The sequence below is a fragment of the Microvirga alba genome (assembly GCF_015694465.1).
Classification (GTDB): Bacteria; Pseudomonadota; Alphaproteobacteria; order Rhizobiales; family Beijerinckiaceae; genus Microvirga; species Microvirga alba.
Map to the genome: position 1 here is coordinate 74,128 of NZ_JADQDO010000003.1, position 17,520 is coordinate 91,647.

At 61.7% G+C, this 17,520-nt stretch carries 15 protein-coding genes; 4 read left to right on the forward strand and 11 right to left on the reverse strand.

Annotated elements, in window-relative coordinates; translation table 11 throughout:
* Positions 1–14 precede the first annotated feature (14 nt).
* The 4 genes from murI to I2H38_RS08600 all read right to left on the reverse strand — a co-directional run bounded on the left by murI (position 15) and on the right by I2H38_RS08600 (position 3,517).
* On the reverse strand, positions 15–890 hold the full coding sequence (gene murI, locus I2H38_RS08585; protein WP_196271441.1) for a glutamate racemase: 876 nt from the start codon (positions 888–890) through the stop codon (positions 15–17).
* 24 nt (positions 891–914) lie between these two features.
* A complete protein-coding gene (locus I2H38_RS08590; RefSeq protein ID WP_196271442.1) occupies positions 915–2,114 on the reverse strand; it encodes a dienelactone hydrolase family protein in 1,200 nt (399 codons plus the stop codon).
* 67 nt (positions 2,115–2,181) lie between these two features.
* Positions 2,182–2,916 (reverse strand): RNA methyltransferase, encoded by a 735-nt coding sequence (locus I2H38_RS08595; RefSeq protein ID WP_196271443.1) that lies wholly within the window; start codon positions 2,914–2,916, stop codon positions 2,182–2,184.
* Positions 2,917–3,229: 313 nt separating this feature from the next.
* Positions 3,230–3,517: a hypothetical protein gene (locus I2H38_RS08600; RefSeq protein WP_196271444.1), complete on the reverse strand. Its 288-nt coding sequence runs from the start codon at positions 3,515–3,517 to the stop codon at positions 3,230–3,232.
* 368 nt (positions 3,518–3,885) lie between these two features.
* Here I2H38_RS08600 and I2H38_RS08605 point away from each other — a divergent pair, with 368 nt between their 5' ends.
* A complete protein-coding gene (locus tag I2H38_RS08605) occupies positions 3,886–5,100 on the forward strand; it encodes an NADP-dependent isocitrate dehydrogenase (RefSeq protein WP_196271445.1) in 1,215 nt (404 codons plus the stop codon).
* Between the two features lie 172 nt (positions 5,101–5,272).
* Here the strand turns inward: I2H38_RS08605 and I2H38_RS21390 are convergent, their stop codons facing one another.
* Positions 5,273–5,845 carry a M10 family metallopeptidase C-terminal domain-containing protein gene (locus I2H38_RS21390; protein ID WP_196271446.1) on the reverse strand — a complete coding sequence of 191 codons (573 nt, stop codon included), beginning with the start codon at positions 5,843–5,845 and terminating at the stop codon, positions 5,273–5,275.
* Between the two features lie 812 nt (positions 5,846–6,657).
* Here I2H38_RS21390 and I2H38_RS08615 point away from each other — a divergent pair.
* The 3 genes from I2H38_RS08615 (at position 6,658) to I2H38_RS08625 (ending at position 7,892) form a co-directional block, all read left to right on the forward strand.
* Entirely contained in the window at positions 6,658–7,038 is a 381-nt protein-coding gene (locus tag I2H38_RS08615) for a hypothetical protein (protein WP_196271447.1), read from the forward strand.
* Entirely contained in the window at positions 7,035–7,346 is a 312-nt protein-coding gene (locus I2H38_RS08620; RefSeq protein WP_229426620.1) for a hypothetical protein, read from the forward strand. The genes I2H38_RS08615 and I2H38_RS08620 overlap by 4 nt, the downstream gene beginning before the upstream one ends.
* An 87-nt stretch (positions 7,347–7,433) precedes the next feature.
* Positions 7,434–7,892, forward strand: a complete 459-nt coding sequence (locus I2H38_RS08625; protein ID WP_196271448.1) for a GFA family protein — start codon at positions 7,434–7,436, stop codon at positions 7,890–7,892.
* A 6-nt stretch (positions 7,893–7,898) separates the two neighbouring features.
* Here the strand turns inward: I2H38_RS08625 and I2H38_RS08630 are convergent, their stop codons facing one another.
* The 6 genes from I2H38_RS08630 to cckA all read right to left on the reverse strand — a co-directional run bounded on the left by I2H38_RS08630 (position 7,899) and on the right by cckA (position 17,274).
* A complete protein-coding gene (locus I2H38_RS08630) occupies positions 7,899–9,065 on the reverse strand; it encodes a cyclic nucleotide-gated ion channel (protein WP_196271449.1) in 1,167 nt (388 codons plus the stop codon).
* 13 nt (positions 9,066–9,078) lie between these two features.
* Positions 9,079–11,733 carry an alanine--tRNA ligase gene (alaS, locus tag I2H38_RS08635; protein ID WP_196271450.1) on the reverse strand — a complete coding sequence of 885 codons (2,655 nt, stop codon included), beginning with the start codon at positions 11,731–11,733 and terminating at the stop codon, positions 9,079–9,081.
* Between the two features lie 185 nt (positions 11,734–11,918).
* Entirely contained in the window at positions 11,919–12,512 is a 594-nt protein-coding gene (locus tag I2H38_RS08640; RefSeq protein ID WP_196271451.1) for a hypothetical protein, read from the reverse strand.
* Between the two features lie 347 nt (positions 12,513–12,859).
* The gene (gene recA, locus I2H38_RS08645) at positions 12,860–13,954 is read right to left on the reverse strand and encodes a recombinase RecA (protein ID WP_196271452.1); all 1,095 of its coding nucleotides are present in this window, start codon (positions 13,952–13,954) and stop codon (positions 12,860–12,862) included.
* Between the two features lie 169 nt (positions 13,955–14,123).
* A complete protein-coding gene (locus tag I2H38_RS08650) occupies positions 14,124–14,606 on the reverse strand; it encodes a hypothetical protein (RefSeq protein WP_196271453.1) in 483 nt (160 codons plus the stop codon).
* A gap of 133 nt (positions 14,607–14,739) precedes the next feature.
* A complete protein-coding gene (gene cckA / locus I2H38_RS08655; protein WP_196271454.1) occupies positions 14,740–17,274 on the reverse strand; it encodes a cell cycle histidine kinase CckA in 2,535 nt (844 codons plus the stop codon).
* Between the last annotated feature and the right edge of the window lie 246 nt (positions 17,275–17,520).

Consider the following 17,520-nt stretch of genomic DNA (forward strand, 5'->3'; position numbering starts at 1 on the left):
GTGAGTTTCGGCGGCTATTGAGTTTGGAGAAGCGGCAGAGGCTCGATGGCGATGGCCGGAAGCCCCTTCTCGCGCAACGCAGCGCGAAGTGAAGAGTCGAGGCCCCTGCCCTCGGTAAAGACTGCCAGGACCTCGTTTTCATCGGCCTCGTGGCCGGGAACGGGCTGGCCGATCAACTGAATCACGCGGCGCGCAATGGCGGGGGCCGGGTCGATCCAGGTCACGGGCCAGGGAGCAAGACGCCTCATGCGCTCGAGCAACAGAGGGTAGTGGGTGCACGAGAGCGTGACGACATCGGTACGCCCGTTCTCATCCTCGACGAAGCAGGGGCGAAGTTCGGCCAGCAAGTCGGCGTCGGAGACCGGCGCGCCGGTCAGTTCCGCCTCGGCGAAGCCCGCGAGCAAACGCGAGCCGACGAGATTGACCTCGCATCCGGCGGCATAGGTCTCGATGAGGTCGCGCGTATAGTCCCGCGCCACGGTGCCGGGGGTAGCAAGCACCGTGATCTTGCCCGATTTCGTCGCGAGCGCCGCCGGCTTGATGGCCGGCACCGTCCCCACGAACGGAAGCGGGAAGCGTGCCCGCAGATGCGGCAGAACCAGGGTCGAGGCGGTGTTGCAGGCCACGACGACCATTTGCGGTTGATGCAGCTCGATCAGCCGTTCCATGAAGGTCGAAACACGAGCGACGAGGGTTTGCTCGCTCAGCCGTCCGTAAGGAAATCCGGCATCGTCCGCCGCATAGACGAACCGCGCATCGGGGCGCGCCTTCAAAACCTCGGAGAAGACCGTCAGGCCGCCGAGGCCCGAATCGAAGACGAGGATGGTGGGGACAGGAGACGGCATAACCACTGGATTATAGGCCGTCCCCGCGAGAAGATCGACACGCATGGCAAAGCCTCCCCGGCCTTCGGATTACGTGCGGCTGTTCGGAAAGTGGGACAGGCTCTGCTTGGTCTCGGAAGGACCGAGGTTGAGGCGCCGGCGCGGGCCGCGGTCCTGCTTATCCTCATCGCCCTGGGTCTTCGGCATGTCCGCCGAGAGGCGGCGCACAGGCCAGCCATCGGTCCAGGTTCCCATGTCGATGAATCGCGGATCGCGTCGCAGTGCCGCCGCGTCCTTGCCCGCGAATGCAGCGTCAGCCGCCATGTCGAAGGTTTTCCAGAAGGCGAGGTAATCCAGCGTATCGGTCGCGTTGCTGCCGAGCTGCGCGGTCAGGATTGTCTGCTCACCGGTGAGCGCCATGTCGGCGCTCCAGCGCCAAATGCTTTTCTGCTTGGGGTCCTTCGGCGGATCGGGCGGCAGTTTGATCGCGGACGCGTCGTATTCGGATTTCAGAGAACCCGGCGAGGCGAGCGTCGCCGTCAGCGGGGGGTAGCCATGGTCGTCCGAGGCAACCCGCATGAAGAGCTTTCGGGAAGCCGGGATCTGTTTCGTTTCAGCCAGAATGCGCCTCGCCGCGCGATCAGCCGGCAGGTAGTCGCGGTCGCCGCTCATGGTGATCAGCATCGTCGAGCCACCGATGGCGGACAGATCGTCGAGGGGAATGCCACGCGACTTGTCCCCGGTCGCGATGCCGCCGGGCATCAACGCGAAGATCAGCTTCGGCGTGGGCAGGCCCTCTCGGCCGGCCCCTGTCGCGAGATTGAGCGCAATCGGCACGCCCGCCAGATGGCCGATATAGGCTACCCGGTCGAGATCGGGGCGCGCCGCCGGATCGTTCGCGAGGGTCGCCAGCGAATTGCGGATGATCGTCGCCGCTTGGTAGGTCGCGTCGGCCGGTTTGGTCCGATTGACTTCCTGGAACCGGGGAACGAGGACGACGTATCCTTTCCGCGCCAGATGCTCGATCCATCCACCGTAGAGCGCGGGATTGGTCGCGCCCCAGGAATGGAGAAGCACCACCACCGGCCGCGGCTCCGACGCCGCCCCGGAGGCGTGGAACACATAGGCGGCGGCGCTCGCCGTTCCGACCGCGCGCTTCGTGACATCCGTGACCTTGTAATCGGCCCCGCCCGGCCCTTCCGCAGGCTGCTTGGGCGGAGTCGCGGCTTGCGCCCAGGAAACAACAAGGCACGAACCGAGAAGGAGAAGCGTGGTCAGCGAGCGGCGCATGGCAGCCTCAGGTCGAAAGGTTTTTGCGCAACAGCGCGCTTATAGCCCCAACGTAAACATAATATCTTTAAGGCTTCCTCAATCTCCGGCCTTCCGCCAGGGCACGAACCGCCCCGCGCAGGGTGCGCACATCCTGCTCGGTCATCTCCAGCCGATGAAACATGTCGCGCATGTTGCGGGCCATGATCGGCTTCTTGTCCTCGGGGTAGAAATTCACCGCGTCGAGTTCGGCTTCGAGATAATCGAAGAAGGAGATGATGGCTTCGCGCTCCGCGGGCGGCGAGCGCCTTTCGCCAGAGAACGGCAACGCCCCGTCGGCTTCGAGCTTGTGCCATTCGTAGGACACGAGAAGCACGGCCTGAGCCAGGTTCAGGGATGAGAACTTCGGATCGACCGGAAAGGTGATGATGGCATCGGCGAGCGAAATCTCATCGTTCTCGAGTCCGGTCCGCTCCCGCCCGAACATGATGCCGACGCCCTGCCCCTCCCCGATCCGCTCGCGCGCTTCCTGCATCGCCGCGTCCGGCCCGAAGACCCGCTTCATCTGCCCGCGCTCGCGGGCGGTGGTGGCGAACACGAAATTCAGATCGGCAATCGCCTCGGGGACGGTATCGTAAAGCTTCGCGCCCTCCAGCACATGCACCGCGCCCGAGGCCGCCGAATGCGCGCCCTTCCTGGGCCAGCCATCACGCGGAGCGACAATGCGCAACTCGGAGAGCCCGAAATTGGCCATGGCGCGCGCCACCATGCCGATATTCTCGGCCAGCTGAGGTTCGACCAGAATGATGACGGGTTTAGCCATTGTCGTGCGTGAAGGAGCCTAGGCGAGAGCGGGTGATGTCGGGGCAGTCTTAGCGTCAAACCCGGTGTCACGGCTAGGGCGCAGCCCGTCGATAGGCCGTTATCGCGTCATAGATGGCCCTCGTACGAGGGCGAGCGACGGCAACTGGCTCCCCTCACCGCCCAGCGGGGTCTTTCGTCTCAACTATCGGATCTATCTGCCGGAGGAGGAGGCTAGAACCCCAGCCACAATAGGGAAATGTCTCCCCCCGATCAGGCGGGTCGGCTGAGGTTGGCATTTAAAGCCTCGCCCATGCCGCCCCGAATACCGCCGCCTACCAGCAGCCCCAGCCGCAATAGTAGTGCGGGCGGGCGGCCGCTGCGCCGATCGCGGCGCCGCCGATGACGCCCACGGCAGCGCCGACCGCCGCTTGGTTCGCCGCTGCGTTCGATTGCGCGACATTGTTTTGGAAGCTTGCATTGACGCAGCGATTGTAGGTCGCCGAGCCGGGCTTCAGACCCGATTGCAAGCAAACCGATTGAGCATTTGCCATGGACTGTTCTGTCGTTTGGCAGCCAGCAAGAGCCAGGGTGCCGGCTCCGATGATGATAGCTAGACGCATTCGTCCTCCCAGTGTGTCGATAGGTAATTACTCCGGCAGAGAGAACATAACATCATCCCATGAGTCAAATACGTTTACGTATAACGTTTGGGAATTTCCACCGGATTACACGTAATTTCAATACAGTTTCGCTTCGCCATCGGTGCTGCAGCACACAAGAGCTACACAAAAAGGGATCTGGTCGCTCCGTCTGTACTTCGCGCCCCTACGTGACCCCGGCTCGACCCGGACGGTGGGTGCTAAAGAGCACCTCTAACTTTTCCCGAGCCCCTCTCCCTTTCCCGCCAGCTCCAGTCGCGCTATAGGCCGCAGCAACAGCCTGCCGTCCGGCAGGCCTGGTTCCCGTTCCAGCGCTCAAGGTGAGATCAATGGCGAAGATCAAGGTTGCCAATCCGGTTGTCGAACTCGACGGCGACGAGATGACCCGTATCATTTGGCACTACATCAAAGACAAGCTGATCCACCCCTATCTCGACATCGATCTCAAGTATTACGATCTTGGGATGGAGCACCGCGACGCGACCGACGACAAGGTCACGGTCGAGGCGGCGGAAGCCATCAAGAAGTACGGCGTCGGCGTGAAATGCGCCACGATCACGCCGGACGAGGCCCGCGTGAAGGAGTTCAACCTCAAGGAGATGTGGAAGTCGCCGAACGGCACGATCCGCAACATCCTCGGCGGCGTGATCTTCCGTGAGCCGATCATCTGCAAGAACGTTCCGCGCCTGGTTCCAGGCTGGACGCAGCCGATCATCGTCGGCCGTCACGCCTTCGGCGACCAGTACAAGGCGACGGACTTCAAGATTCCCGGCAAGGGCCGCCTGACGATCAAATTCGAAGGCGAGGACGGCACGGTCATCGAGAAGGAAGTCTTCAAGTTCACGGGCAGCGGCGTCGCCATGGCGATGTACAACCTCGACGAGTCGATCCGCGAATTCGCCCGCGCCTCGATGAATTACGGCCTAATGCGCAAGTATCCGGTCTACCTCTCCACGAAGAACACCATCCTCAAGGCCTATGACGGCCGCTTCAAGGACATCTTCGAAGAGGTCTACCAGAACGAGTTCAAGACGAAGTTCGAAGCCGCCGGCATCACCTACGAGCACCGCCTTATCGACGACATGGTGGCCTCGGCCCTCAAGTGGTCGGGCGGCTATGTCTGGGCCTGTAAGAACTATGACGGCGACGTGCAGTCCGACACGGTCGCTCAGGGCTTCGGCTCGCTCGGCCTGATGACCTCGGTTCTGATGACGCCGGACGGCAAGACGGTGGAGGCGGAAGCCGCCCACGGCACCGTGACCCGCCACTACCGCGAGCACCAGAAGGGCAAGGAGACGTCGACCAACTCCATCGCCTCGATCTTCGCCTGGACCCGTGGTCTCGCCCACCGCGCCAAGCTCGACGACAACGCCGAGCTCGCCAAGTTCGCCTCGACCTTGGAGAAGGTTTGCGTGGACACGGTCGAAGCCGGCTACATGACCAAGGACCTCGCCCTCCTCGTCGGCGCGGAGCAGAAGTGGCTCTCCACTACCGGCTTCCTCGACAAGATCGACGAGAATCTCAAGAAGGCGATGGCGGCTTAAAAACGGGCGCCAGAGTCATGGCCGGGACTTGTTCCGGCCATGCACGCGAAGCCCTCCGGAACAGGTGGGCTGACAGGATCAAAAAAAGAGAGCCCGACGGGCTCTCTTTTTTATTGCGGGAAGACTTGTTTAACGCGGGAAGACTTGCTCAACGCGGGAAGACCTGCCGTCCTCAAAAAATCTCAAATTGATCCGCTGTTAACTTGAGGTGCTTGGACAGGATAGCGAATTTTATTGCCTTCGCTGGGCCATCACCATCCGGATCGTAAGACAGCGCGCCGTTCGCGGGGTTGTAGATGATGCGATCATCCTGATCATGCGCTGCGGCACCCGTCCAGAACGCCTTCGCGTCGAGATGATCAAACGCCGTCTTCGGCGTTCCCTTGAAGATCAGGTGCGCCAAGCGGATCGTATCGTGGCGGACATTGAAGTCCTTTATGACGTCGACGTTGGTTTTGCTGTTCAATCGAGTGTCGAAGAGGAACGTGTCGTCACCCGCCCCACCGATGAGCGTGTCGTTTCCGGCGCCGCCATTAAGCAAATCGTTGCCCGCGCCGCCATTAATGACATTCCGTCCGTGATTGCCCTCGATGACGTTGTTGCGATCATTTCCGAGGACCTTGTAATTCTCATAGCGCGGCCTTGGATGATACCAGCTATCGGGATCAGCAAATTCCATTCTGAACTCGCTCTCCTCGCCCGGGAGATAGACATACGTTCCTGTTGCTGCGTTGAAGGTCGGCATCGAGGTCTCGCAAGAAATGAATATATTACACGATATGTCATTACACGACTTACCGAGCGTTATATAGCAGCTTCTCGCAAAAACAAGTTTTGCCTCACCTCGTAGCAATCGACGCGATCAAGAGCGCCTGCCCCCGCCTCGGTCTTCGCATGGACACACACGGCCTCGCCCGCCGCGCCAACGCCGAACTCGCCAAGTTCGCCTCTTGAGAGGGCCTGCATGCAGTCGGGTCCGGCTCCAAGACCAAGGACCCCGTAGACCACGGACGTCGTAGATCAGGGACTTCGCCCTCTTCGTCGGCGGAGCAGACGTGGCTCTTTACCACCGGCTTCCTCGACAAGATCGACGAGAACCTCAAGAAGGCGATGGCGGCTTAAAAAGGCTCAGCCGCCGCCCCCTCGGCGCGTCATGGCCGCACTTGTTGCGGCCATCCATGTCTCGCTTTCAGCCGCCTTCCGGCAGAAGGCACGGATGCCCTGATCGAGTCCGGGCAATGACATGAGAAGATCTACCAAAGCCCGGCTTCGTGTCGGGCTTTTTTGTTGCCGGTCGCCGCGGCAAGATTGGCAACGTTCTCATTTTGTTCTAAGAATTTATGCATAGTTGAGAACTGATGGATAGTTTATGCCCCTTTCACCGTCCTCTCACCGCGAATTGCTCGGCGCCCGAAGGGCCTTCGCTATAGCGCAACTGGAACTCCGCCCGGACGGATCCATCTTTGGCGTTCGATGGACCGAGCGCTATGGCGTAACGCTCGACGTTATTCGCAGCAATAATTCACTCGTCCTCCCTGGCGATAAGGTGCATCAGAAATGAACAACGAACCTTGTGACAGGCGTTCCGGCAAGCCATTAAGCGAATACGTTAAAATTGTCGCCGATGAGCTTCCTATCGACGCTGTCGGTCTATGGCAGATCGTGCCTCAAGGACGTCTCGGTTTCGGTTTCGAGGGCGAAGCGCTCACCGATTTCGTGCGCCGCTGCATCGCGGAGTTGCTCTCGCGCGGCGCGGTGCCGGTGGTCGGGGGTGGCGAGAGCGAACATGAGTGGATCGTACAGCGACAGTACGGCTCCACGCCCGAAGAGATCATTGACAACGTTGTGCGCGAGTGGCTGGCGAACGGAGCCAGGGACGAGGATCCCGGCGGTCTCTGGTTCGCGCTGCGGGAATACGTCTGGATGCCGCCGGGATGAAAGAGACATCGAAAATCTGCGGTGAACGTATGAAGGACGCTGGGACGATGGCGCCTGGAATGACATTAAGCGGGATCAAGGATCTGATCCCGTTTCTGAACTATCTCGATCGCGAAAAGATCTACTATCGGCTGGATCATGTCCGCCACGATACCATCATGGTGTCGTTCACACTCGTCGGCGCACGTATCGAGCTGGACTTCTTCGACGATCACATCGAGTTCAGCATTTTCAAGGGGTCAGAAGCAGTCGAAGACAATGTCGACCTCCTGTTCGAGCTAATCCAAGCCCACTGGAGCGATGACTGATTGGGCCCTCGGCTGGCCCGACCTATCCGACATCGGCTTAGCGCCCTAGATTATTCCTGAACCGGGATTTTCCGCGAGGCATCCGCGATGCGTGATCGACAGCATTCCACCCATACCGGCGGCTGCCAATGCGGCGCGGTTCGTTATCGCCTCATGTCCGAGCCAACGGGCGCCAGCATCTGCCATTGCCGCATGTGCCAGAAGGCTTTCGGCAATTACTTCGCCCCGCTAGCGGGCGTTCCGCTGGAAGACCTGATCTGGACCAAGGCTCAGCCCGGCATCTTCAAAAGCTCGGAAGCCGTCGAGCGAGGGTTCTGCCGGGATTGCGGCACACCGCTGTCGTTTCGCTATGTGGAGAGCGACCGCATCAGCGTCTCCATCGGAAGTCTTGACGATCCGGACCGCGTGCGGCCGGAGACCCAATACGGCATGGAAAGCCGCCTCGCCGTGTTCGAGACGTTGCACACCCTCCCCGAGACGGAAGACAGCGCGACACCGGAAGAGCTGGCGAAAATGGCCTCCCGCCAGCACCCGGATCACGATTGACGGGTCTCACACCGCCCGCCTTTCCCCGCGGGACTGAATAACCTCTTCGATATGCTGCGCCATCGTAGGGTCAGACGCGATCAACTGATGCAGGTCCTCCGCATCGAGCACGAGGAGCCTGCAAGGCGCAACGGCCCTCACCGTCACGTGCCGGCGACGACGCTTCAGCACGGAGGCTTCACCAAAGAAATCCCCGGCACCCAGCCTCACCGTTTCCCCGGGGACGAGCACCTCCACCTCGCCGGAGGCGATGAGGTACATGGAATGCGCTTCCTCGCCCTTGCGGACGATGAGTTCGCCCGGCACGCAGCTCTGCGAGCGTAGCCGATGCATGATCGATGCAATTTCTTCCGCGTCGAGATCGGCGAAGAGCGGCACGCGCGCCACCATGCTCCATGTGACGACGAAATCGTGCCGGTGAATTTCCCGCGAGAACGCGCTGGCGATGATGCCGACCGGCAACGCGAGCATGATCAGGCCCGTGACGGCGGTCAGCGCGGCGACGGCGCGCCCCCATGCCGTCACCGGCACCACATCGCCATACCCCACCGTGGTCAGCGTGATGATCGCCCAATACATGGATTCCGGAATGCTGCCGAACTTGTCGGGCTGCACATCCTTTTCCACGAGGTTCATCACGGAGGCGAAAAGCAGCACTGCGCCGAGAAGGATGATCCCGCAGGCGACAAGCGCGCGCCGTTCCGAATAGATCGCTTCGATCAGGCTCGTCAGTCCGGGCGAGTAGCGTGCGAGCTTGAAGAACCGGAAAAGCCGCAGCAACAGGAAGATGCGCAGCTCGCTGATGTCCCAATACGCGAAATAGAACGGCAGGATCGCGAGAAGATCGATGATGGATTGCGGGTGAAGCGCCCATTTCAACCGCGCGTGCCACGGCCTCAAATGGATCCAGGGCGTATGCTCCGGCGCGCACCAGATGCGGGCCACATATTCGAGCGTGAAGATGATGCCGCTGAAAACCTCGATGATGACGAAGGTCTGCCAGAAATCGTCACGGAGCGAAGGCACGCTTTCCAGCACCACCGACGTCACGTTCACGACGATCAAGAGGATCAGAAAAACGTGAACAGCGTGAACGAGGGGATCGCTCACGCTGCTGCGTTCAAGGATCTCGTAAACTCTGCGCCGTGCCGGGTGTGGATGATCCCTCGACATGGCGCAGGTCCTGTCAGGCGGCGGTGGAGAGCGCCGCTTCGATAGCCGCGAGCGCCGCTTCGGCCTGGGCCCCGTCGGGACCACCCGCCTGCGCCATGTCGCGACGACCGCCGCCGCCCTTTCCGCCGAGCTTTTCCGAACCCACGCGCACCAACGCGACCGCGTCGAGCTTGGAGGTCAGGTCCTCCGTCACGCCGACGACGATGCCCGCCTTGCCGTCTTCGCCGACGCCGACAATCGCGACGACACCGGAGCCGAGGCGCTTCTTGCCCTCGTCGGCGAGGCTCTTCAAATCCTTCATCTCGACGCCCGTCACCGCGCGCGCCATGAGCTTCACGCCCGCGACCTCGCGAACCGGCTCCTCGCCGCCCGCTGCCCCGCCGCCCATGGCGATCTTGCGGCGCGCGTCGGTGAGTTCGCGCTCAACCTTGCGCTTGTCTTCGAGAAGCGCGGAGAGACGCGCAGGCGCTTCATCGACCGGGATCTTGAGCAGACCGGCAATCTCGCGCAGTTTGCGGCTTTCCTCGCCGAGATGGCGGCGCGCAACGTCACCCGTCATCGCTTCGAGGCGGCGAACGCCCGCCGCGACAGCGCCCTCGGCGAGAACCGTGATGATGCCGATATCGCCCGTGCGGTTCACATGGGTGCCGCCGCACAGCTCGACCGAGAAGGTCTTGTTGCCATCTGCCTTGCCCATGGACACGACGCGGACTTCCTCGCCGTATTTCTCGCCGAACAGCGCGCGGGCACCGGATTCGATGGCCTCTTCGACACCCATCAGCTTGGTGACGACCGGCTCGTTCTGAAGCAGCACCTTGTTGGCGATCTCCTCGACGCGGGCCACCTCTTCCTCGCTCATCGGCTTGGGATGGCTGAAATCGAAGCGCAGGCGGTCGGGCGCGACGAGCGAACCCTTCTGGGCCACGTGATCGCCAAGCACCTGGCGCAGGGCCTCGTGCAGAAGATGGGTCGCGGAGTGGTTCGAGCGCACGGCCGTGCGGCGCTCATGGTCCACGATCAGTTCGAGGGACTGGTTCGGCTTCAGCGTCCCATGCTCCACCATGACGTGGTGCACGAAAAGATCGCCGAGCTTCTTCTCGGTGCTCGTCACGCGAACCCGCGCGCCCTCGCCCTGCATGATGCCCGTATCGCCGACCTGACCGCCGGATTCGCCGTAGAACGGTGTCTGGTTGAGGACCACGAGGCCCGTCTCGCCGGCCTTGAGTTCCTTGATCTCCTGGCCATCCTTCAGCAGCGCGAGCACCATGCCTTCGGCAATCTCGGTGTCGTAGCCGAGGAACTCAGTCGCGCCGACGCGCTCGTTGATGCCGAACCACACGGTTTCCGTCGCCGCCTCGCCCGAGCCGGACCACGCCGCGCGGGCCTTCTCGCGCTGGCGCTCCATGGCTGCCTTGAAGGCATCCGTATCAACGCCGATGCCGCGGGGCTTCAACGCGTCCTGCGTCAGGTCGAGCGGGAAGCCGAAGGTGTCATAGAGCGTGAACGCCGTCTCGCCCGACAGGCTCTGGCCCTTGGTGAGGCTGCGGGTTTCCTCGTCGAGGATAGACAGGCCGCGCTCCAGCGTCTTGCGGAAGCGGGTTTCTTCCAGCTTCAGCGTCTCGGTGATGAGCGGCTCGGCGCGCACCAGTTCCGGATAAGCCTGCCCCATCTCACGTACCAGCGCGGGAACGAGGCGGTACATCAGCGGGTCCTTTGCGCCCAGAAGCTGCGCATGGCGCATGGCGCGGCGCATGATGCGGCGAAGCACGTAACCGCGACCTTCGTTCGAGGGCAGCACGCCGTCGGCGACGAGGAAGGACGAGGCGCGCAGGTGATCCGCGATCACCCGGTGCGACGCCTTGCGGTCGCCCTCGGGCGCGACGCCGGTGGCATGCGCCACAGCCTCGATGAGGGTGCGGAACAGGTCCGTGTCGTAGTTCGAGTGCACGCCCTGCATGATCGCGGCGATGCGCTCCAGACCCATGCCGGTATCGATGGAAGGCTTCGGGAGCGGAATGCGGTTGCCGGGCTCGATCTGCTCGTATTGCATGAACACGAGGTTCCAGAACTCAAGGAACCGGTCGCCGTCCTCATCCGGCGAACCGGGAGGGCCGCCCCAGAGCGCGTCGCCCTGGTCGATGAAGATTTCGGAGCAGGGGCCGCAGGGGCCGGTATCGCCCATCTGCCAGAAATTGTCAGAGGTCGGGATGCGGATGATCTTCGAATCCGAGAACCCGGCGATCTTCTTCCAAAGATTCACCGCCTCTTCGTCGTCGTGATAGACGGTGACGAGAAGCCGATCCTTGGTCAGGTCGAATTCCTTGGTGATCAGGTTCCAGGCCAGCTCAATGGCGTGTTCCTTGAAGTAATCGCCAAAGGAGAAGTTGCCGAGCATCTCGAAGAAGGTGTGGTGGCGGGCGGTGTAGCCCACATTGTCGAGATCGTTGTGCTTGCCGCCGGCGCGCACGCATTTCTGCGCGGTCGTGGCGCGCGAATAAGGGCGCTTCTCGACGCCCGTGAACACATTCTTGAACTGCACCATGCCGGCGTTCGTGAACATGAGGGTCGGGTCGTTTCGAGGCACAAGGGGGCTCGACGCCACGGCCTCGTGGCCGTTCTTGGCGAAGTAATCGAGGAAGGCCGACCGGATTTCGTTGACGCCGCTCATGAAACTCTAAGCTCGGGTAAGGGCCTCGAGGCCCGAAAAAGACATGGTGGAGGCCGGTTTTAGACGCCCGCAGACGGCCTGTCGAGGCGTCGTATCCAGTCCCCCTTACCTTTCCCAACTCTTGGGCGATATGAGAGAAAATAAGAATGCCGCCGCCTCAATGCACCCCTGGCCGCATTGGCATTTCAGGCTTTATCGATCCCGGACGTCTTTTGCTCGATGAATGCCATGATGGCTTGAGCATCCGGATGCTTAGAGAGGACGGCACTCGGAATGGCGATGACGACAAAGTAATTTGTAAGCAAGTTAAAACTATACTCACCCTCCTCGAAAGCAATTATGTCAGCCCACGAACAGAGCTGAGCCCAAGAGCCACCAAACATCAGGATTCCGCCCTCCCCCAACATGAGATCGGTAGCCAGACTACGTTTATCTCCATGCATAGCTCTATGTAATGCTACTCTATGTATCGTTAGCGGCAAAAAAGCCGCAGCCATAAGAGCCAAAATAGAAAACAGCCGAGCGCCCATTGAGTCAAAACTCAAATGAGACATCACGTAGAACGCGACAGCGAATAGTATGCCCCACGAGACAAGTTTGAAGGGGAGCATGAAGTGGCGCATCCGCCGCCGCATATGAGAGAAAAAGACGTCTTGAGCGGCGACATCAGTCTTGTGGTCCGCCTTTGGGATATGCAATCGCCAAGAGACTTGGCCCAAGACCTTCTCCATGGCCTCGAATGTCTGAGCGACCTCTGCCTCAAGCGTGTCAACACTCATGTGCCGAACCTTCGATAGAACGCATCTCCGATCATGAGGTGCATTATTACAAAACTATCGAGAGCATAGAGCATTTTTCCGATCTGACAGGATCAGATCGGATGCTCTATCTTATTGTTATTTCCGCATTTTCTTCACCGAACCGGTTTTCACCTCGTCGGAAAATGCTCTAGACGAGCCCCCTCACTGAAACCGGCAAGACCTTTACCCACCATAGGCGCATCAACGACAAAACCGCCGCGATCTCTCGCGACGGCCTTGGTTTGCCCTTGAAGGAGAGCAAGCGTGACTGCCTTACCGACCCGGCACGGACGACCGGTTGCTTCGCCCGCGTCGGTGGAACCGCCTTAGTCGGCGGAACCCTCGTCGAGATCGTCAGCGGTCGGGCTCGCGTGGTCCAGGATGCGGTCGGCGAGCAAGCCGGCATTCTGGCGGATGAGCGCCTCGATCTTGCCTGCAACCTCGGGATTGTCGCGCAGGAACTGCTTGGAGTTCTCGCGGCCCTGACCGAGGCGCTGGCTGTCATAGGAGAACCAGGCGCCCGACTTCTCGACGATGCCGGCCTTGACGCCGAGGTCGATGAGTTCGCCCACCTTCGACACGCCCTCGCCGAACATGATGTCGAACTCGACCTGCTTGAAGGGCGGCGCGACCTTGTTCTTGACCACCTTGACGCGAACCGAGTTGCCGATCGGGTCGTCCCGGTCCTTGAGAGTTGAGACGCGGCGGATGTCGAGGCGCACGGAAGCGTAGAACTTCAGCGCGTTGCCGCCCGTCGTCGTCTCAGGCGAACCATACATGACGCCGATCTTCATGCGGATCTGGTTGATGAAGATCACCATCGTCTTCGAGCGCGAGATCGAACCGGTGAGCTTGCGCAGGGCCTGGCTCATAAGGCGGGCCTGAAGGCCGGGCTGAACATCGCCCATCTCGCCGTCGAGCTCGGCCTTGGGCGTCAGCGCCGCCACCGAGTCGATGACGAGCACGTCCACCGCGCCGGAGCGCACCAGGGTGTCGGCGATTTCGAGCGCCTGTTCACCCGTATCGGGCTGCGAGATCAGAAGATCGTCGAGCGCGACGCCGAGCTTGCGGGCATAGACCGGATCGAGCGCGTGTTCCGCGTCGACGAAGGCGCAGACGCCACCCTTCTTCTGGGCTTCGGCGATGGTGTGCAGCGCCAGCGTCGTCTTACCCGAGGATTCCGGCCCGTAAATCTCGATGATGCGGCCGCGCGGCAGACCGCCGACGCCGAGCGCGATGTCGAGGCCGAGCGAGCCGGTCGAGACGGTTTCGATTTCCACCGGCTGCTGGTTTTTCCCCAGCCGCATGATCGAGCCCTTGCCAAAGGCGCGTTCGATCTGGGAGAGCGCCGCGTCGAGAGCTTTCGACTTATCTTTATCCATTGATGAGCTTTCCACCAGTCTCAGAGAGGACTGCGACATGACCAGACGTCCTTATGGCACGGAGGGCTATTGAGTCTCAACGCGGGTTGTTGATGCATTATCCGTACCCGCTTTGTTCTCAAACGCAAGTTCTTTTTTTGTTCTCTATCAAATTTCAATTGTGGATTGCCGACACCAACCGCAGAGAAGACTAAATCCGTCAGTGCGCTTAGTCTGATTTGAGCTTTGTTTTTATCTTCTGCACGACCTCGTCCACCGAGGAGCGGATTTGTATATTGAGCTGTACACCCTCCTCCAAACGAAGCAGGCAACCCACCAAATAAACCTCCTGGTCGCCGAAACTCCAGATTTGAAGAGAGATCGGATAGCCCTCCACGCTGATGTCTGACAGCGAGCGCTCCAAACGGGGCGTCTTTCCTTTGAAGAGTCCGGCCAGGCTGTCGGCCATCCGCGTCATAATCTCAAGCGTTTTATCACGGTGTTGCGGCTCCTGGTTGATTGCGGCGACCGCAGCCTCAGCATCGCCCTTCAAGACTGCTTCCGTGACTTGACGGCAGGCTTGGCTGCCAACATTGGGCTTGGCGACAGAAGTCGTCGTCATCCACTCCAGAGCCAACAGCGCAACGATTCCGCACTTGGCAATCGGCGAGGCTGCCACGCGGCAACCAGTTGAAAATTGGGTCTCCAGCATTTGACGGGTTAACTCGCAGAAAATGACGACGAAACATCATTTCATCTGCGCTCTGGAATTGTCCAGAAGCCCTCTGCGATTTCCCGCGCTGCTATCACAACCAAGATTGGCCTCTTGAGGCCGGATAAGGTCCCTACCGCGCCATCACCTGCTTCACGATTTCGACCAGTTGGCGCAGGCTGAACGGCTTGGGAAGGAAGTTGAACTCTTCCCCGTCCGGCAGGTTCTTGCGGAAGGCGTCCTCGGCGTAGCCGGAGACGAAGATCACCTTCAGGTCCGGATAGAGCTTGCGCAACTCGCCGAGCAGGGTCGGGCCGTCCATTTCCGGCATGACCACGTCGGACACGACGAGATCGACCGGGGCCCCCCTCTCCTCGATGATCTGCAGCGCCTCGATGCCGGAAGCGGCCTCGAGCACCGTGTAGCCGCGCGCCGACAGCGCGCGGGCGTTGACGGCGCGCACCGGGTCCTCGTCCTCCACCAGGAGAATCGTGCCCTGACCGGTCATGTCGGCGGCGGGCTTCTTGACCGTCTCGGCCTTGGTCTCCTCCGGCATTTCCTCGATGCCGGGGATATGGCGCGGCAGGTAGATGCGGAAGGTCGTGCCCTGCCCCACCTTGGAATCCACGTCGATGAAGCCGCCGGATTGCTTGACGATGCCGAACACCGTGGACAAGCCGAGGCCCGTGCCCTTGCCGACTTCCTTCGTGGTGAAGAAAGGCTCGAAGATCTTGCCCATCACATCCGGCGTCATACCGGTGCCGGTATCCGAGACTTCGACCACCACATAATCGGCCGGCGGCATCCCATTGACGTTTCGGCGGGCGGCCTCGGAGGCCGCGACATTCGCTGTCCGGATCGCCAATCTGCCGCCATTGGGCATGGCGTCGCGCGCGTTGACCGCGAGGTTCATCACCACCTGCTCGAACTGGTTCAGATCCGCCTTGACGAACCACAGGTCGCGGCCATGACTGAGGTCGAGCTCCACGCGCTCTCCGAGAAGACGCTTCAGGAGCATCGACAGCTCGTAGAGGCGGTCGTTGAGGTTGAGCACCTCGGGGCGCAGGGTCTGCCGGCGCGAGAAGGCAAGCAGTTGCCGCACCAGGCTCGCCGCCCGGTTCGCGTTCTGCTTGATCTGCATGATGTCCTGGAAGGACGGGTCCGTCGGGCGGTGGTTGGCGAGCAGCAGGTCGCTATAGCCGATGATCGCCTGCAGCACGTTGTTGAAATCGTGCGCCACGCCGCCTGCGAGCTGCCCTACCGCGTTCATCTTCTGCGACTGGGCCAGCTGTTCCTCGACCTTGCGGAAATCGGTGGTGTCGAGGCCATAGAGAATGGCCGTCTCGCCGTCCGATCCGGTCTCGCCCACGGGCGTCACCCAGACGCGGACCGAGCCGCCCGCCTCACCCGCGGTATGAAGCTCCAGGGGTTGAATATCGCCCCGGTTCTCCGCCGCCGCCTTGAGGGCGGCCTCGATCTGCGCCCGATCGTTCTCCTGGAACGCATCGAGGATCGACGGCCCTTCCCCGGCCTCACCGGTGCGCGGCAAGGCGACGAACAGGCGCGTGAAGGGAGCGTTGGCCTGCACGATCCGCCCGGCCTTGTTCACGGTCGCGATGGCGATGGGCGTGTTGTTGAAGAAGCGCGCGAATCGCACTTCGGCCGCCCGCTGTCCTTCGTCGACCTCGACGCCGGGCGAGCGGTTGAGCACGAGCGTGCGGGACGCGCCCATGCGCCCGTTCTGCCCGAAAGCGATGCGGTGATAGAGGCGGACCGGCAGGAACTGACCGTTGCGGCGGCGCAGGTCGAGATCGAAGGTCTCCGTGCGGACGCTGCCCGGCTCGCCGGAGAACGAGGTCATCATCGCCACCACGTTGCGCGGCACGACATCCGCCAACGCGAGGCCGCCCGACCCGACCTGGGCAAGATCATAGTCGAGCCAGGAGGCCAGCGTGGCGTTGAGGTAGATGATCGCGCCGTTGGGATCGATGGAGAGGAAGCCCGCCGGCGCGTGGTCGAGATAGTCGATGGCGTGCTGGAGTTCCTGGAAGACGTTTTCCTGCCGCTCGCGCTCGTGCGTCACATCGGCGATGGTCCACAGGGCGGCCTGGCGGCCGCTCGGGCGCGGCAGGGCGCGCACGCGCACGCGGTACCAGCCGAATTCCTGCGAACCGTCGAGGGACGGCGACAGGCGGATCTCTTCCGAGCCGCTCCGGTGCTCGCGCGCGGCCTGGGCCAGCCGATAGATGGCCTCGGAGACCTCCGGAGCGCCGGTGAACAGGCGCTCGACCGCGCGCACATCGCCGCCGCTCGATCCCGCAAGCGAAAGGTAGCCTTCATTGGCATAGATCACACGCCCGTCATCCTCGACCACGACGAGCCCCTCGCCCGCCGTATCGGCCATGATCTTGGTGATGTCGTTGCGGGCGCCCTGCCCGGCGAACTGGATAACGCCGATGGCCATGGCGAACAGGAAGAACACGCCCGCCATGGCGAACAGGGCGAGCAGGGCCAGAATCAGGGGCTGTGCCTGCTCGCTGCCGAGGAAGCGCAGGCTGAGGATCGCGCCGACCAGCAGGGTCGCCAACAGCAGCACCAGCCCGATATGGCCAGGCCGGTCAGAGCGATCGATCGTCATGTCCTTCGGCGTTTCGCCCTCGTGCACCATTGAACTTCAGTATCCCCAAGGAATGACGGCAATGCCTCGCGGCGCCGGACTTGACCATCCGACAACCGCGCGATCGTGTCAGCCATATTACACGGAATTTATTGATCGACCTCTAAGGCGGCATCAAGGGGCTGTACAAGGGGCCAACCCCTCGAATGCCGTTTGACCCTGTTAAAGCCACATTCTGCCCTGTAGTAAGGAAATCGCGGCCCCGCTTGCGGGGGCTGCATCCGGCATTTGCCGATC

What these genes read in the sequence shown, in the direction of transcription:
- alaS (WP_196271450.1), bottom strand. Translation starts at nt 11,733, where the DNA reads ATGAGCGGCGTCAACGAAATCCGGTCGGCCTTCCTCGATTACTTCGCC.
- I2H38_RS08620 (WP_229426620.1), top strand. Translation starts at nt 7,035, where the DNA reads ATGAAAGAGACATCGAAAATCTGCGGTGAACGTATGAAGGACGCTGGG.
- I2H38_RS08595 (WP_196271443.1), bottom strand. Translation starts at nt 2,916, where the DNA reads ATGGCTAAACCCGTCATCATTCTGGTCGAACCTCAGCTGGCCGAGAAT.
- recA (WP_196271452.1), bottom strand. Translation starts at nt 13,954, where the DNA reads ATGTCGCAGTCCTCTCTGAGACTGGTGGAAAGCTCATCAATGGATAAA.
- I2H38_RS08590 (WP_196271442.1), bottom strand. Translation starts at nt 2,114, where the DNA reads ATGCGCCGCTCGCTGACCACGCTTCTCCTTCTCGGTTCGTGCCTTGTT.
- I2H38_RS08650 (WP_196271453.1), bottom strand. Translation starts at nt 14,606, where the DNA reads ATGCTGGAGACCCAATTTTCAACTGGTTGCCGCGTGGCAGCCTCGCCG.
- I2H38_RS08625 (WP_196271448.1), top strand. Translation starts at nt 7,434, where the DNA reads ATGCGTGATCGACAGCATTCCACCCATACCGGCGGCTGCCAATGCGGC.
- I2H38_RS08615 (WP_196271447.1), top strand. Translation starts at nt 6,658, where the DNA reads ATGAACAACGAACCTTGTGACAGGCGTTCCGGCAAGCCATTAAGCGAA.
- I2H38_RS21390 (WP_196271446.1), bottom strand. Translation starts at nt 5,845, where the DNA reads ATGCCGACCTTCAACGCAGCAACAGGAACGTATGTCTATCTCCCGGGC.
- cckA (WP_196271454.1), bottom strand. Translation starts at nt 17,274, where the DNA reads ATGGTGCACGAGGGCGAAACGCCGAAGGACATGACGATCGATCGCTCT.
- I2H38_RS08630 (WP_196271449.1), bottom strand. Translation starts at nt 9,065, where the DNA reads ATGTCGAGGGATCATCCACACCCGGCACGGCGCAGAGTTTACGAGATC.
- murI (WP_196271441.1), bottom strand. Translation starts at nt 890, where the DNA reads ATGCGTGTCGATCTTCTCGCGGGGACGGCCTATAATCCAGTGGTTATG.
- I2H38_RS08640 (WP_196271451.1), bottom strand. Translation starts at nt 12,512, where the DNA reads ATGAGTGTTGACACGCTTGAGGCAGAGGTCGCTCAGACATTCGAGGCC.
- I2H38_RS08600 (WP_196271444.1), bottom strand. Translation starts at nt 3,517, where the DNA reads ATGCGTCTAGCTATCATCATCGGAGCCGGCACCCTGGCTCTTGCTGGC.
- I2H38_RS08605 (WP_196271445.1), top strand. Translation starts at nt 3,886, where the DNA reads ATGGCGAAGATCAAGGTTGCCAATCCGGTTGTCGAACTCGACGGCGAC.